Genomic DNA, 13,568 nt, shown 5'->3' on the forward strand with positions numbered 1-13,568 from the left:
CTGAAATTCAGCGGCGCGCCTTTCTGGCGCGCCGTTTTTTTGGAGCGCGCGTCGTTCCTCAAGGACATATTTTCATGCCACCGCATCACGACGCCTGGCTGCGCCATCAGCAATCGCGATGGCTGCGGCCGGATGCGGCACGCTGGATTCGTCCCGACGCCGCGCGCTTTCTTCCGCCCGGAGCGGATGTTGCCAAAGCGTTTCCCAGACTGGCGCGCAAATACAATCCAAACCAGCCGCGCGTGCCGGTCGGAAATCCGGACGGCGGCCAGTGGACGGATGGCGGCGCAGGAGGAGGCAGTCTCGGCCTCTTTCAGATCACGCCGCGCGATAACACGATCGACGGCGTGCGGCTCGCGGGGGATTGGCCGCCGGATGACGGACCCGGCATTCCGAGTGACGAGCCGCCGCAAATTCCGCCAAAGCGACCTAGCACAAGCGCCGAACGAACGAGCTATCTCCGTGCGGCCGCTAGTTGGCTGGTCCGGCACGGAGGGCTCGCAGGCGAAATTTACACCGGCGCAATGAACAATGCGGAATGGCTCAAGAATTAACGTGATCTGGTTCAAGCGGCGCGCGACGAACCGAAGTCGCTTGACGAATTACAAGCCAATGTCGGTTTGAAGCGGCCAGGTTACGATGATCATCATATCGTCGAGCAGACGTGGGCAGAGCGGTTCGGCTATAGCCGCAGCGAGATCGACGATCCATCCAATCCTGTCAGTATTCCACGGTTGACGCATTATCAAATAACAGGCTGGTATATGACCAGCACCGAAGAATTTGGCGGGCTCTCGCCGCGTCAGTATCTTGCGGACAAGGGCTGGGATTCGCGTCGGCGGGTTGGCCTGCAGGCTCTTGTAAGGTTTAAGGTATTAAAGCCATGAACGTCAAACGGGTTCGCTTGGCTGACGTATCAACAGAAGACCTTGTTGATCGATTTGCGCAGATCGGTGTTGAGCAGGATCAAGCGCTGCTCGGTGGGCAAATCGCGAAATTCAATCGGTTGTTCGAGCTAATGAGTGATGTCTCCAACGAGCTGAAGGCGCGCACAGGGGATCATCGCCGTAGCCTTGTAAGGCTGTACGAATATCCAAACATGCAGGTGCGGCTTAAAGCGGCCAAGCATACGCTTGCTGTCTTGCCGATCGAAGCAAGACAGCAACTCGAGTCTATCGCGGAGACACATTGGATGCCGCAAGCTGAGGATGCTGGGATGTGTCTTGAGCTTCTCGAAAATGGCACATTCAAGCCGAGCTGATGGACCACGGGGCTTGTCGTAACTTATATCCACGCTCCCCAGCTTCGTGCCGTTGTTAGAACCTAGTCGCGGTAGAGCGCCAGCGTTGCCGCGCGTTTCGCGCCTGCGTTCAAGCATGACCGGAAATTCAGCGGCGCGCTTCTTTGGCGCGCCGCTTTCTTTTTTTGGAGCGCGCGTCGTTCCTCAAGGACATATTTTCATGCCACCGCATCACGACGCCTGGCTGCGCCATCAGCAATCGCGATGGCTGCGGCCGGATGCGGCACGCTGGATTCGTCCCGACGCCGCGCGGTTTCTCCCGCCCGGCGCAGATGTAGCCAAAGCGTTTCCGACGTTGGCCTGGAAATACAATCCAAACCAGCCGCGTGTGCCGGCGGGCAATTCCGACGGCGGGCAGTGGACGGATGGCGGCGCAGGAGGAGGTAGTCTCGGCCTCTTTCAGATCACGCCGCGCGATAACACGATCGACGGCGTGCGGCTTGCGGGAGAACCGCCGTCCACCGAAGAACCGCCGGAGATTCCACCAGCTGCCCGGAAGCCAGGGGAACGACCGATCGAGCTTATTCGCCGAGTGATTAAATATCTTCGCGTCGTCGGTCCTATGTCGCCTGCCGCTGACTCAGTTTTCGAGGCGCTGCGGCAAGCCGAGGGACTTAGGGGAGAGACGGCGGCGATCAAATCAGCAAATGATCCGCCGCGCACGCTCGAGGAGTTGCAAGCCCGCGCGCAGCTGCCCAGCGAGCCCGGCTACCAGGATCATCACATCGTTGGTCAATTCGCGCAAAACAGGCTGCAATTCGGGCGCGTGCGGATTGACAGCCCTGAAAATACGGTGCGGATTCCTGTCGTAAAGCACCTCGATATCAACGGTTACTATTCAAGGGCCAACGAGCAATATAATGGTCGGTCGCCCAGAGATTATCTTCGTGGCAAGAGTTGGGATGAGCAGACACATGAAGGACTAAAAATCCTGCGCAAGAATGGGGTGCTCAAGTAATGATATTTGTTCAGCCGGATGATGCTCTTGTGAAGAACCTCGTTGCGCAGTTTGTCGAGGTCGGTATAGCGCAATATGATGCGATTTATGTAATCGACAATGCTAAGTATAATCGCTTGTACAAGGAGATGGAGCGTATAAGAGCAGAGCTAAAAAAGATGCCTGGCGATCAAAGGAGGGCTCTGTTGCCGCTGCTCTCCCATCCGAACGTACAGGTTCGACTGAAAGCGGCTCACTCTCTTCTTGCGCTCTATCCGGATTTGGCTCGCAATGCGCTTGAAAGTATCCGCAGATCGGGCATCGAGCCACAAGATGGAGAGGCTGCAATGGCAATCAGCGGGCTTGATGAGGGCAGCTATATTCCAAAGTGAGGAACGACAGAGACAAACCTTGCTCTAGTTAAATTCAAGGTTCTAAGCCAATGAAACGCGCCAACTTGAAAGAAATGAGCTCTCCTGATCTCGTCGAGCGTTTTACAGAGATCGGTGTTGCGCAGGATCAGGCATTGCTTGGGGGGCCAGACCTCAAAATTCAATCGCCTATTTAAACAAATGGTTGAACTATCGAATGAACTGAAGAAGCGGGACGGTGATCAGCGACGGGCGCTTGCATCTCTTTATCAGCATCCAAATATGCAGGTCAGGCTCAAAGCCGCGATACACACGCGCGAGGTTTTGCCCGTTGAGGCTCGCCAGCAAATCGAGGCTATCGCCGAGAGCCACTGGATGCCTCAGGCGGGCGACGCCGGCATGGCACTGGCCATCATGGATGGTGACTTGAAGCTGGCGGGATTGAAGCGGGATTAAACCGGCTCGCTCCCTATATCCTCGCATTTCAACTCCGTGCCGTTGTCGTGACTATCTTCGCGGCAAGAGTTGGGACGAGCAGATGCAAGAGGGATTGAAGATTCTGCGCAGTAAAGGAGTGCTTAAGTGATGACCTCCGTTCAAATCGGATGACGCCCGAGTACAAAGTCTCGTTGCGTAGTTCATCGAGGTCGGCATCGCGCAATATGATGCGATTTATGTAGTCTGACAATGCTAAGTATAATCGCGCCGCTTTCCTTTTTGGAGCGCATGTCCTCAAGGACATACTTTCTCAAGCCATGATCTTCAGAAAAATTAGACTCGACGCAATGGCCGTCGATCAGCTGGTCGTTCGATTTGCGGCAATCACTGCCGCACAGGATGGCGCGCTTCTCGGCAACGAACTCACAAAGTTCAATCGTCTCTTCGATCGAATGATGGAAGTCTCGGAAGAACTGAAAGGACGTCCAGGCGATCAACGACGCGCATTGATAGCGCTTTATAACCACCCCAACATGCAGGTTCAGCTGCAGGCAGCCAAGCTCACGCTGGCTGTTGTGTCTGACGAGGCTCGCAGGAAAATTGAGGCCATTGCATCTTCGCGATGGTTACCTCAATCTGGCGATGCCGGCATGTGCTTGCTTAACCTTGATCGTGGAATTTTCAAGCCGACGTAGCTCACGGCCTCCGCCAGCTTCGCAACGTCATCGCCATCAAGTTGCGATAGAGCGGAGAATGCGGCGTGGATTTCAAAGGTCCAACATCTTCGCATCAATGGATGGTACTCTACGCCTAGCCCGGATTATGGTGATTTATCGCCACGGGACTATCTTCGCGGCAGGAGCTGGAATGAGCAAATGCGAGAGGAGTTGAATATCCTGCGCGTAAAGGAGTGCTTAAGTGATGACCTCCGTTCAATGGGACGACGCTCGAGTACAAAGTCTCGTCACTCAGTTCGTCGAGATCGACCTTGCGCAATATGATGCGATCTATGTGATCGACAATGCTAAGTACAGTCGCTTGTACAAAAAGATGGAGCGTATAAGGGCGGAGCTTAAGGAGATGCCTGGCGATCAGCGAAGGGCGCTGTTGCCGCTGCTTTCACATTCGAACGTTCAGGTTCGGTTGGCAACGGCGCGTTCGCTCCTCGCGCTCTATCCGGACTTGGCTCGCAATGCTCTTGAGAGTATCCGTGAATCCGGCATCGAGCCACAGAACGGGGAGGCGGCGACGGCTATCAGAAGGCTCGATGAAGGCAGCTACATTCCGAAGTGAGGGACGAACCTTTTTCATATCCCAGCGCCCCAGCTTCGCGCCGTTGTCAGAATCCAGTCGCGGTAGAGCGCGAGCGGCGTGACGCCGGTAAGGCCGCCGCAGCCTGACGCGTTGTTCGGTCCCGTCGACCAGCTCACGACACCGACGATGACAGCGCCGCCGCTGGAGTCGAGAATCGCCGGCGCGCCGGAATCTCCGGTGCAGGCGCCAAGACCCGCGCGCGCGTTGTTGGTTGAAGGATCGACCAGACGGATCTGCAAGGTGCCGGGCTGCCCCGTCACCGCAAGGCTTGCGGCCCGCGCCACGCCGCCGCTGCGGCCGTCGCCAACGGTTGCGACGCCCATGCCCACGACGGTGAGGCGCTGACCGACGTTGATCGGCATCAACGCGCCGCCGATCCGGAGGGGTTGCACAGCGAGCGGCGCGGCGAGTTGCAACAAGCCGACGTCGGCGGTGGCGCGGTGCGCGAACACGCTCTGCGGGTTGAACTGCGGATGCACGGCTACGCTCTTGATATCAAGCAGGCGCGGCGGCTGACTCTTGTAGTCCACCATCTTGGTGGTGACGCCGGGCGCGATGCAGTGCGCGGCGGTCAGGATGATATCGCGCGCGATCAGCGTGCCGGTGCAGGATGAGCCGCGCGAGCCGACGATGGTGACGACTGCGTTCGCCACCGCGGGCGAAGGCGCACCGCCGCCGCCGACCATGGCAAGGGCAGGGTGCGTCAGCATCACGGCTGTCGCGGCTGCAGCCAAACGAATGAATTTTTGAATCATGCAGCGATGTGAGCCATCGCGTCGCGTGTCTGTCAACATATGCATCGTCACAGCGAGGATATCCGATGCCGTCGATACTCCTGACCGGATCTGCGGTCGAACCATGGTCGGTCGAAGAGGCCAAGAGCTTCCTGCGCGCGGAGAACGATGACGACGACGCGATCATCGCGTCGCTGATCGCAGCGGCACGAAGCCATGTGGAAGCGATGACTCGCTGTGCTTTGATCGCTCAGACCTGGCGCTTGGTGCTGGACCAGTGGCCGAATGACGGCCGCATCAAGCTGGGCCGGGGACCGCTGCGGGCGCTCGCCGCGGCGCGCGTCTACAACTCCGCGGGGATCGCCACGCCGATCGACGCCGGAACGTTCGTTCTCGACAAGGCGGCGGGCGTGATCGTCTCATCCGCGTGGGTGCTGCCGGGCCGCGCCAGCGCCGGCATCGAGCTCGATGTCGAGATCGGATTTGGTACGAGCGCGACCGACGTGCCTGATGTGCTTCGCCATGCGGTGCGGACGCTCGTGGCGCACTGGTACGAGAACCGCAGCCTTATCGCCATCGGCCAGAGCGTCGCGATGATGCCGGCCAGCGTCAGCGCCATGATCGCGAGCTATCGCGTCCATTCGCTCTGATCGTTCTCGCATTCTCGAAAAGGACATCATCATGACCAGCGCCAATGCAGCGCTTCGCGCTGCCGTTCACGATGCGCTCGCTGCCGACAGCGGCCTTCAGGCCGTGCTCGGCGGCAAGCGGATCTATGACGAGCCGCCGCGCGGAGCGCTGTTGCCTTACGTTTCGATCGGCGAGGCGCGCATCACCGACGCATCGGTGGACGAGGGGCCGACACAGGAGCACCAGATCACGCTTCATGCGCGTTCCCGTCAAGGCGGCCAAAGCGAAGCTCATGCCATCGCCGGCGCGGTGTTGCAGGCTCTCGACGACGCGCCACTGACGCTCGCCGCTCACCGGCTGGTCAATTTCCGCTTCGCGGTCGCCGACATCCGGCGCGAGTCCGACGGCCGCACCTATCACGCACAGGTGCGTTTCCGCGCCGTGACCGAACCCAGAACCTAATCAAGGAGCCGTCATGGGCGCACAAAAAGGCAAGGACCTGCTTCTGAAGATGAGCGATGGCTCGAGCTTCGTCACGGTGGCGGGACTGCGCAGCCGCAGGATCGCGTTCAACGCGGAGATTGTCGATATTACGAATGCGGAATCGACCGACCGCTGGCGCGAGTTGCTTGCGGGCGCCGGCGTCAGGCGAGCGTCGCTGTCGGGACGCGGTCTGTTCAAGGACGCCGGATCCGACGCGCTGGTTCGACAGGCATTCTTCAACGGCACGATCAATGACTGTCAGGTGGTGGTACCGGACTTCGGTGCCATCGAGGGTCCGTTCCAGATCGCAAGCCTCGAATTCGCGGGCGAACACAATGGCGAGGTGACGTTCGATCTTTCGCTCGAGTCCGCTGGCGCTCTGACGTTTACGGCGCTGTGAGACGAAAGGATTCAAATGCCCAACAAATATCGCGGTGAGATCGGTGCCGAGCTTGGCGGACGGCAGCGCACGCTGGTGTTGACGCTGGGCGCCCTGGCGGAGCTTGAATCCGCATTCGGCGCTGGCGACCTGATGGCGCTCGCGGAGCGGTTCGGTTCGGGGCGAGTGTCGTCGCGCGACTTGATCCGTATCATCGGTGCCGGCCTGCGCGGTGCGGGAGAGGCTGTCAGCGACGATGATGTGGCCGTGATGACGGTGGAGGGCGGCGCGGCTGGCTTCGTCAGGATCGCGGCGGATCTGATCGGCGCGACCTTCGACGAGAGCGGGGCTCCATGAAGCCGTTCCCGTGGCAACAGGCAATGGGCTTCGGCTTCGGCGTGTTGCGTCTTGCGCCGGATGATTTCTGGCGGATGACGCCGCGCGAACTGGCGCAGGCGATCCGCGCGATCCAGGGGTATGCGACCGCGCCGCTGGCGCGGGCCGAGCTCGATGAATTGCAGGCACGGTTTCCGGATGCGCCGCCCAAGGGAGGACGCGATGACTGACGACACGAGTTTGCAGGATACGTCGAGCACGCTGGATGGCCTCACCGCAAAGACCCAGGCGCTGACGATCAGCGCAGGCGGTTTTGCCCGAGCGATGACGCAGGCTTTTTCATCATCGGTCGTCGGCGGCAAGCAGTTCGACGACGTGCTGAAGACGCTGGCGCTGCGCGTCTCGGGTCTCGCCGTGACGGCGGCGTTCAAGCCGCTGACGGCGAGCCTGACCAGCGGCATCTCCAGCCTATTTTCGGGGCTTGCTGGCAGCATTGGTTCGACCGCGTCCAACGCGCTTGGCTCGATCAAGCCGTTCGCGACCGGCGGCGTGATCGGCATGCCTAGCTATTTTCCGATGATGGATGGCGGCGTTGGTCTCGCCGGGGAGGCGGGACCAGAAGCGATCATGCCGCTGGCGCGCGGGTCCGACGGCCGGCTTGGCGTTTCCGGCAAGGGCGGCGGTAACAGCATCACGGTGCAGATCGCGACGCCCGACATCGACAGCTTCCGCCGCTCCGAGAGTTACATCGCGGGCCAGATCGCGCGCGCGGTGGCGCGAGGACAGCGGAGCTTGTGACACATGACCAGCTTTCACGAAGTGCTGTTTCCGCTCGACGTCGCGCTGAAGAGCGCGGGCGGGCCGGAGCGGCGAACCGATATCGTCAGCTTCGGCTCGGGCCGCGAGGCGCGCAACGCGCGCTGGGCGCAGTCGCGGCGGCGCTTTGACGCCGGCTACGGCGTCAAGACGCTGGATACCTTGCAGGCTGTTATTGCTTTCTTCGAGGAGCGGCGCGGAAGGCTTTACGGCTTTCGCTGGCGTGACCGGCTGGATTGCGGTTCCGCGACGACTGGGAGCGTTATCTCGCCGCTCGATCAGGTCATCGGAATAGGAGACGGAACGACATCGACGTTTCAGTTGATCAAGACATATGGCGGCGCGTTCGCGCCTTATGCGCGCGTGATCGCCAAGCCGGTGAACGGCAGCGTGCGTGTCGCGGTTGCCGATAGCGAGATGGTGGCGGGATCGACCTTCACCTGCGACGCCACCGTCGGCGTTGTGACGTTTCTTCCGGGGCACACGCCGCCGCCGGGAGCGGCTGTCACCGCCGGATTCAATTTCGACGTGCCGGTGCGGTTCGACACCGACTATCTCGAAGTCGATCTCGCGACCTTCGCCGCCGGCGCCATTCCGAAGATTCCGCTGGTGGAGATCCGCACGTGAGAAGCATTCCCTCCGCGCTTCAGGCAAAACTCGATTCCGGCGCGACCACTCTGGCGCGCTGCTGGATTGTGACGCGGCGCGACGGCGTCGTGCTCGGCTTCACCGATCACGATTGCGATCTGACGATCGGCAGCGTCGTCTGTCGCGCCGCGACCGGCTTTACCGCGTCGGAAGCCACCAGCCGCTTCGATCTGGCTGTCGATGGCGCCGAGATATCGGGGGCATTCTCGGACGATACTCTGAGCGAAGCCGATCTCTCCGCCGGACGTTACGACGCCGCCGAGGTCGCGACCTGGCTGGTTGATTGGAGCGACGTCTCGCTGAAGATCCTGATCGCCCGCGGCACCATAGGAGAGGTCCGGCGCGAGGGGGCCGCGTTCACCGCGGAATTGCGCGGGCTCGCGGATGCGCTGACGCAGGATAGCGGACGCCTGTTTACGGCGCGGTGCGGTGTCGATCTTGGCGACGGAAAATGCCGTGTCGATCTGACCAGCTCGACCTTTCGCAGCAGTGGGACGGTCACAGCAATCGAAGGAACGTCGATCCTCGCCGTTTCGGGCCTTATTGGCTTTGCCGGCGGCTGGTTCACAGCGGGGCGATTGAACTGGACCGGCGGGGCCAACGCCGGGCTTGCGATTGAGGTCAAACAGCACCGCGTCGTCGCGGGCGAGGTGCTGATATCGCTGTGGCAGGCGATGGCGGAGCCGATAGCTATCGGCGACAGCTTCGTGATCACCGCCGGCTGCGACAAGAGTTTCGCGACCTGCCGCGACCGCTTTGCCAACACCGACAATTTTCGCGGCTTTCCGCAGATTCCCGGCAACGATTTCGTCGTCAGCTATCCGCTGCCCGGTTCGCCCGACAACGGCAACGGCAGCAAGGCGTTGTGAAGGAGCCGCTCGTGACTTGCGCGTATTCGACCCGCGCGGCCATCGTCGCGGAAGCCCGCGCCTGGATTGGCACGCCCTATCGGCATCAGGCCTCGCTCAAGGGGGTCGGCTGCGACTGTCTCGGCCTCGTGCGCGGCGTCTGGCGCAATTGCATCGGCGATGAGCCGGAAGTGCCGCCGCCCTACGCGCCGGACTGGGCCGAAGCAAAAGGCGACGAGACACTGGCCGCGGCGGCGCTGCGCCATCTCGTTCCGGTCACGTGCGACGGTTTCGAAGCGGGCGACGTGCTGCTGTTTCGGTGGCGTGACGGGTTTGTCGCCAAGCATGTCGCGATCGCATCGAGTGAGCGCACCATGATTCATGCACATGACGGCGCGGCCGTCTGCGAAATCGTCCTCGCGCCGTGGTGGCGGCGACGGCTGGCTTATGCATTTCGTTTTCCCGGAGTTTCTGACTGATGGCAGCGCTTGTTCTTTCCGTCGCAGGCGGCGCCGCTGGCGCGTTGTTCGGGCCGGCAGGTGCAATTGCCGGGCGTCTCGCCGGCGCGCTGATCGGAAATGTCGTCGATCGCAAGCTGTTCGGGCCAGGAAACCAGACGATCGTCGGGCCGCGCCTCGCCGATCTCGATGTGATGGCCTCGACCGAGGGCGCGCCGATTCCGCGCGTTTACGGACGCGCCCGGCTGTCGGGTCAGGTGATCTGGGCGACGCGGCTCGAAGAGGCCGTCAACAGCGAAACCTCGTCGTCCGGCGGCAAGGGCGGCCTGTTCAGCGGACCGAGCACGACGACCACCACTTACAGCTATTTCGCTAATTTCGCGGTTGGTCTTTGCGAAGGCGTCATCGGCCGTGTCGGGCGGATTTGGGCCGACGGCAGTCCTCTGGATGTGTCCGGCCTGACCTTCCGGGTCCATCGTGGCACCGAGGATCAGGCTCCTGACGATCTGATCGTCGCAAAAGAAGGGGCGAGCAACGCGCCGGCCTATCGCGGGCTCGCCTATGTCGTGTTCGAGCGGATGCCGCTGGCAAAATTTGGCAACCGCATTCCGCAGCTCTCGTTCGAGATCATCCGCCCCATAGGCCAACTTGAACGGATGGTACGTGCCGTGACGCTGATCCCCGGCACCACCGAATTCGGCTATGAGCCGTCCGCCATCGTGCGATCGCTCGGTCCGGGTCAGTCGGCGCCGGAAAACCGGCATGTGATGAATGCTGAATCCGACGTGATCGCGGCGCTCGATGACTTGCAGGGCATGTGCCCCAATCTCGAACGCGTGGCCGTAGTGGTGGCGTGGTTCGGATCGGACCTTCGCGCCGGAAGCTGCGTGGTGCGTCCCGGCGTCGACAGCGCGAGCAAGATCACGCGCGGCAGCGACTGGTCGGTGGCTGGGGTGACACGAGAAAGCGCTTATGTGGTGTCACAGGTCGATGGTCGTCCGGCCTTCGGCGGCACGCCGTCCGACGACAGTGTCGTGCATCTGATTGCAGAACTGAAGGCGCGCGGCCTCAAGGTCACGTTCTATCCCTTCATCATGATGGACCTTCCGGCAGGTAACGGCCTGAGCGATCCGTGGAGCGGAGCCTCGTCGCAGCCAGCCTATCCCTGGCGCGGCCGCATCACTTGCGATCCCGCGCCGGGACAAACGGGTTCGCCGCAGGACACCGCGCCGGCGGCGACGCAGGTCGCCAGTTTCTTCACGAGTGGAAGCTGGAACTACCGCGCCATGATCCTGCACTATGCCAACCTGACGGCCTCCGCGGGAGGCGTCGATGCGTTTCTGATCGGCTCGGAGTTGCGGTCGTTGACGCGCGTGCGCTCGGGGGCCGGCATCTATCCTGCCGTCGATGCGCTGGTGACGCTTGCGGTGGACGTGAAATCCATCGTCGGCTCGTCGACGATCGTGACCTATGGCGCGGACTGGACAGAATATGGCGCGGATGTCGTTGACGCCGGTGCGTCCGAGGTTCGCTTTCCGCTCGATCCGCTGTGGGCGTGCAGTGCAATCGACGCGGTGGGGATCGACTACTATGCGCCGCTCGCGGACTGGCGCGACGAGGCCGGACATCTGGATGCAAGCGTCGCAGCCTCGACCTATGATCTCGATTACCTCGCGGAGAATGTCTATGGCGGCGAGGGTTTCGATTGGTATTACACAGATGACTCGGCGCGCGCCGCGCAGAACCGCACGCCGATTACCGACGGACTTGGCAAGCCGTGGACATTCCGCGTCAAGGACATCAAGTCGTGGTGGTCGTCAGCGCATTATGAGCGGGTCGGCGGGGTCGAACTTCCAAGCCCGACCGCGTGGGCGCCGCAAAGCAAGCCGGTCTGGCTGACGGAGGTCGGCTGTCCGGCGGTAGATAAAGGCGCCAACCAACCGAACGTGTTTCCCGACCCCAAATCGTCGGAAAACCACCTGCCGTATTTCTCGAGCGGTAGCCGCGATGATCTGATCCAGCGCCGCTATCTGCAAGCCTTTCTCGGCAAGCTGGATCCATCGTTCGGCGCGGCGGATGCCGACAATCCCGTCTCTCCGATCTATGGGAGCCGCATGATCGAGCCGTCCGCGATCCACCTTTGGACCTGGGATGCGCGACCATATCCGGCGTTTCCCGCCGCGACCGAGGTCTGGAGCGACGGACCGAACTGGCAGACCGGGCACTGGCTCACCGGCCGTCTCGGCGCGGCGCCGATGGATGCGCTGGTGCAGGCGCTTCTTGCCGATTGCGACGTCACCGGCGCCGACACCTCGGCGCTGCGCGAGAGCTGCGACGGCTACGTGGTCGACCGGCCGATGTCGCCGCGCGCCATGATCGAACCGCTTGCCGGGGCTTACGCCTTCGATGCCTCCGCGGCAGACGGAACGCTGCGCTTCGTTTCGCGGGGCGGTATCCCGATTGCGGAATTTGTGGAAGATGATCTGGTGCTGACGGGCGACGGCGGGCTGGCGCGGCTCACGCGCGCGCAGGAAACCGAATTGCCGCGCGAAGCGCGCTTTGGTTTTACCGACGGGACGGTCGATTACAGGCGCTCTGCTGTGACCTCGCGCCGGCTGGCCGGTGGTTCGAACCGGAGCGTTCACTCCGATCTCGCGGTTGTCAGCGATGACGCGGCGATGGCGCGCCGCACCGAGGTTTGGCTTCAGGATTTGTGGGCCGGCCGCGAAAGCGCCGCGTTCGCGCTCGGACCGCAATGCCTGTCGCTCACGCCGGGCGATGTAATCGCCGTGACGATCAACGGGCGGAGACGGCTATTCGAAATCAGCGCACTGCTTGATGCCGAAGCGCGGCAAGTCACTGCCCGCAGCATCGATCCCGAAGTCTTCTCCGTGCCGCTGTCGACACCGCGGCCGACGCGACCCGGAATTCCAGCGGCGCTCGGACCGGTTCAGGTTGCAGTGCTCGATCTGCCGATGATCGAGTCATCGGAGCCGCCGGTCCTGACGCGGCTCGCCGTCTTTGCCAGCCCCTGGCCGACGTCGGTGACGGTATGGACCTCGCCGGACGGTGCGGGTTTTCAGCCGGCGGCGATTATTCCGGCGCCCTCGACATCGGGCGAAACGCTCGATCCGCTGCCGGCCGGAGCCCCAGGGCGATGGGACCGCGGCAACGCCTTGCGCGTGCGTCTCTACGGCGGCCTGCTCACGTCGGTGTCCGATGCCCGCGTGCTCGCCGGCGCCAATGCGGCGGCGGTGCAGAACCCGAACGGCGATTGGGAGATCCTACAGTTTGCCAATGCGGAGCTGGTGGACAGCGGCACGTATAAACTGTCGCGCCTGCTGCGCGGGCAGGCTGGCAGCGATTACGCCATCACTGATGTGTTGCCGCCGGGCGCGCCCTTTGTTCTCCTCGACACGCGTCTTGTGCCGCTGGCGAAAGGATTGAACGCGCAGGATCGTCCGATCCTGGTGCGGCTTGCCGCCGCCGGACGCAACCATGACGATCCCACGGCGGTGGCGCTGACGGTCACGCCGCGCGCGACTGCCCTGCTGCCGCTGTCACCGGTGCATGTGAAAGCGTTCCGCGAGAACGGCGGTGTGCGTATCTCGTGGATTCGCCGGACGCGCATCGACGGCGACGGCTGGGGCGTCGAAGTGCCGCTCGGCGAGGATGTCGAAGCATACACGCTCGACGTTTTCTCGGGCGGAGCGATCGTGCGCAGCATCGCATGCAGCGCGCCCGAAGCGTTTTACCCCGATGCCGACGAACTGACGGATTTCGGCGCGCCGCAGAGCAGTCTGCACCTCCGCGTCGCGCAAGTATCGGCGACCGTCGGCCCCGGTCACCCTACTGAACTTACTCTCACCCTCTGAG

19 protein-coding genes are annotated in these 13,568 nt (G+C 62.3%); 18 read left to right on the forward strand and 1 reads right to left on the reverse strand.

Annotation, left to right across the window (positions count from 1 at the left end; genetic code table 11):
* Window positions 1-74 precede the first annotated feature (74 nt).
* The 8 genes from AC1RT6_RS19500 (at window position 75) to AC1RT6_RS19535 (ending at window position 4,339) form a co-directional block, all read left to right on the forward strand.
* Entirely contained in the window at window positions 75-554 is a 480-nt protein-coding gene (locus AC1RT6_RS19500; RefSeq protein ID WP_472789365.1) for a hypothetical protein, read from the forward strand.
* A 329-nt stretch (window positions 555-883) separates the two neighbouring features.
* Window positions 884-1,261: a DUF2019 domain-containing protein gene (locus AC1RT6_RS19505; RefSeq protein WP_079446220.1), complete on the forward strand. Its 378-nt coding sequence runs from the start codon at window positions 884-886 to the stop codon at window positions 1,259-1,261.
* Window positions 1,262-1,460: 199 nt separating this feature from the next.
* The gene (locus tag AC1RT6_RS19510) at window positions 1,461-2,258 is read left to right on the forward strand and encodes a hypothetical protein (protein WP_244553441.1); all 798 of its coding nucleotides are present in this window, start codon (window positions 1,461-1,463) and stop codon (window positions 2,256-2,258) included.
* Complete coding sequence (locus AC1RT6_RS19515; protein WP_079446221.1) at window positions 2,258-2,629, forward strand: DUF2019 domain-containing protein; 372 nt, start codon at window positions 2,258-2,260, stop codon at window positions 2,627-2,629. The genes AC1RT6_RS19510 and AC1RT6_RS19515 overlap by 1 nt, the downstream gene beginning before the upstream one ends.
* 50 nt (window positions 2,630-2,679) lie before the next feature.
* Window positions 2,680-2,805: a hypothetical protein gene (locus tag AC1RT6_RS19520; RefSeq protein ID WP_493029614.1), complete on the forward strand. Its 126-nt coding sequence runs from the start codon at window positions 2,680-2,682 to the stop codon at window positions 2,803-2,805.
* Window positions 2,806-2,809: 4 nt separating this feature from the next.
* Entirely contained in the window at window positions 2,810-3,064 is a 255-nt protein-coding gene (locus AC1RT6_RS19525; RefSeq protein WP_493029615.1) for a DUF2019 domain-containing protein, read from the forward strand.
* A 329-nt stretch (window positions 3,065-3,393) separates the two neighbouring features.
* Complete coding sequence (locus AC1RT6_RS19530; protein ID WP_472789371.1) at window positions 3,394-3,741, forward strand: DUF2019 domain-containing protein; 348 nt, start codon at window positions 3,394-3,396, stop codon at window positions 3,739-3,741.
* Between the two features lie 226 nt (window positions 3,742-3,967).
* On the forward strand, window positions 3,968-4,339 hold the full coding sequence (locus AC1RT6_RS19535; protein WP_079446223.1) for a DUF2019 domain-containing protein: 372 nt from the start codon (window positions 3,968-3,970) through the stop codon (window positions 4,337-4,339).
* 14 nt (window positions 4,340-4,353) lie between these two features.
* Here the strand turns inward: AC1RT6_RS19535 and AC1RT6_RS19540 are convergent, their stop codons facing one another.
* The gene (locus tag AC1RT6_RS19540) at window positions 4,354-5,115 is read right to left on the reverse strand and encodes a S1 family peptidase (RefSeq protein WP_173815937.1); all 762 of its coding nucleotides are present in this window, start codon (window positions 5,113-5,115) and stop codon (window positions 4,354-4,356) included.
* 65 nt (window positions 5,116-5,180) lie between these two features.
* Between AC1RT6_RS19540 and AC1RT6_RS19545 the strand changes: the two genes are divergently transcribed.
* The 10 genes from AC1RT6_RS19545 to AC1RT6_RS19590 are packed head-to-tail and all read left to right on the forward strand — an operon-like array spanning window position 5,181 to window position 13,567.
* Window positions 5,181-5,744 carry a head-tail connector protein gene (locus tag AC1RT6_RS19545; RefSeq protein WP_079446224.1) on the forward strand — a complete coding sequence of 188 codons (564 nt, stop codon included), beginning with the start codon at window positions 5,181-5,183 and terminating at the stop codon, window positions 5,742-5,744.
* A 31-nt stretch (window positions 5,745-5,775) separates the two neighbouring features.
* Window positions 5,776-6,186: a DUF3168 domain-containing protein gene (locus AC1RT6_RS19550; RefSeq protein ID WP_079446225.1), complete on the forward strand. Its 411-nt coding sequence runs from the start codon at window positions 5,776-5,778 to the stop codon at window positions 6,184-6,186.
* A 13-nt stretch (window positions 6,187-6,199) separates the two neighbouring features.
* Window positions 6,200-6,607, forward strand: a complete 408-nt coding sequence (locus AC1RT6_RS19555) for a phage major tail protein, TP901-1 family (protein WP_079446226.1) — start codon at window positions 6,200-6,202, stop codon at window positions 6,605-6,607.
* 15 nt (window positions 6,608-6,622) lie between these two features.
* Window positions 6,623-6,943, forward strand: a complete 321-nt coding sequence (locus tag AC1RT6_RS19560; RefSeq protein ID WP_079446227.1) for a gene transfer agent family protein — start codon at window positions 6,623-6,625, stop codon at window positions 6,941-6,943.
* The gene (locus AC1RT6_RS19565) at window positions 6,940-7,152 is read left to right on the forward strand and encodes a rcc01693 family protein (RefSeq protein WP_079446228.1); all 213 of its coding nucleotides are present in this window, start codon (window positions 6,940-6,942) and stop codon (window positions 7,150-7,152) included. Before AC1RT6_RS19560 ends, AC1RT6_RS19565 begins: the two co-directional genes overlap by 4 nt.
* Window positions 7,145-7,720, forward strand: coding sequence for a phage tail tape measure protein (locus AC1RT6_RS19570; RefSeq protein WP_079446229.1), 576 nt, complete (start codon window positions 7,145-7,147; stop codon window positions 7,718-7,720). Before AC1RT6_RS19565 ends, AC1RT6_RS19570 begins: the two co-directional genes overlap by 8 nt.
* Window positions 7,721-7,723: 3 nt before the next feature.
* The gene (locus AC1RT6_RS19575) at window positions 7,724-8,365 is read left to right on the forward strand and encodes a DUF2460 domain-containing protein (protein WP_079446230.1); all 642 of its coding nucleotides are present in this window, start codon (window positions 7,724-7,726) and stop codon (window positions 8,363-8,365) included.
* Window positions 8,362-9,255: a phage/gene transfer agent baseplate hub protein gene (locus AC1RT6_RS19580; protein WP_079446231.1), complete on the forward strand. Its 894-nt coding sequence runs from the start codon at window positions 8,362-8,364 to the stop codon at window positions 9,253-9,255. The genes AC1RT6_RS19575 and AC1RT6_RS19580 overlap by 4 nt, the downstream gene beginning before the upstream one ends.
* Before the next feature lie 11 nt (window positions 9,256-9,266).
* On the forward strand, window positions 9,267-9,713 hold the full coding sequence (locus AC1RT6_RS19585; RefSeq protein ID WP_079446296.1) for a C40 family peptidase: 447 nt from the start codon (window positions 9,267-9,269) through the stop codon (window positions 9,711-9,713).
* On the forward strand, window positions 9,713-13,567 hold the full coding sequence (locus tag AC1RT6_RS19590; protein WP_079446232.1) for a baseplate multidomain protein megatron: 3,855 nt from the start codon (window positions 9,713-9,715) through the stop codon (window positions 13,565-13,567). The genes AC1RT6_RS19585 and AC1RT6_RS19590 overlap by 1 nt, the downstream gene beginning before the upstream one ends.
* The last annotated feature ends 1 nt before the right edge of the window (window position 13,568 follow it).

It is taken from the genome of Nitrobacter sp. MLSD-S21, assembly GCF_058809865.1.

Coding starts and splice junctions, on each gene's coding strand:
- AC1RT6_RS19500 (WP_472789365.1), top strand. CDS start 75: ATGCCACCGCATCACGACGCCTGGCTGCGCCATCAGCAATCGCGATGG.
- AC1RT6_RS19505 (WP_079446220.1), top strand. CDS start 884: ATGAACGTCAAACGGGTTCGCTTGGCTGACGTATCAACAGAAGACCTT.
- AC1RT6_RS19510 (WP_244553441.1), top strand. CDS start 1,461: ATGCCACCGCATCACGACGCCTGGCTGCGCCATCAGCAATCGCGATGG.
- AC1RT6_RS19515 (WP_079446221.1), top strand. CDS start 2,258: ATGATATTTGTTCAGCCGGATGATGCTCTTGTGAAGAACCTCGTTGCG.
- AC1RT6_RS19520 (WP_493029614.1), top strand. CDS start 2,680: ATGAAACGCGCCAACTTGAAAGAAATGAGCTCTCCTGATCTCGTCGAG.
- AC1RT6_RS19525 (WP_493029615.1), top strand. CDS start 2,810: ATGGTTGAACTATCGAATGAACTGAAGAAGCGGGACGGTGATCAGCGA.
- AC1RT6_RS19530 (WP_472789371.1), top strand. CDS start 3,394: ATGGCCGTCGATCAGCTGGTCGTTCGATTTGCGGCAATCACTGCCGCA.
- AC1RT6_RS19535 (WP_079446223.1), top strand. CDS start 3,968: ATGACCTCCGTTCAATGGGACGACGCTCGAGTACAAAGTCTCGTCACT.
- AC1RT6_RS19540 (WP_173815937.1), bottom strand. CDS start 5,115: ATGATTCAAAAATTCATTCGTTTGGCTGCAGCCGCGACAGCCGTGATG.
- AC1RT6_RS19545 (WP_079446224.1), top strand. CDS start 5,181: ATGCCGTCGATACTCCTGACCGGATCTGCGGTCGAACCATGGTCGGTC.
- AC1RT6_RS19550 (WP_079446225.1), top strand. CDS start 5,776: ATGACCAGCGCCAATGCAGCGCTTCGCGCTGCCGTTCACGATGCGCTC.
- AC1RT6_RS19555 (WP_079446226.1), top strand. CDS start 6,200: ATGGGCGCACAAAAAGGCAAGGACCTGCTTCTGAAGATGAGCGATGGC.
- AC1RT6_RS19560 (WP_079446227.1), top strand. CDS start 6,623: ATGCCCAACAAATATCGCGGTGAGATCGGTGCCGAGCTTGGCGGACGG.
- AC1RT6_RS19565 (WP_079446228.1), top strand. CDS start 6,940: ATGAAGCCGTTCCCGTGGCAACAGGCAATGGGCTTCGGCTTCGGCGTG.
- AC1RT6_RS19570 (WP_079446229.1), top strand. CDS start 7,145: ATGACTGACGACACGAGTTTGCAGGATACGTCGAGCACGCTGGATGGC.
- AC1RT6_RS19575 (WP_079446230.1), top strand. CDS start 7,724: ATGACCAGCTTTCACGAAGTGCTGTTTCCGCTCGACGTCGCGCTGAAG.
- AC1RT6_RS19590 (WP_079446232.1), top strand. CDS start 9,713: ATGGCAGCGCTTGTTCTTTCCGTCGCAGGCGGCGCCGCTGGCGCGTTG.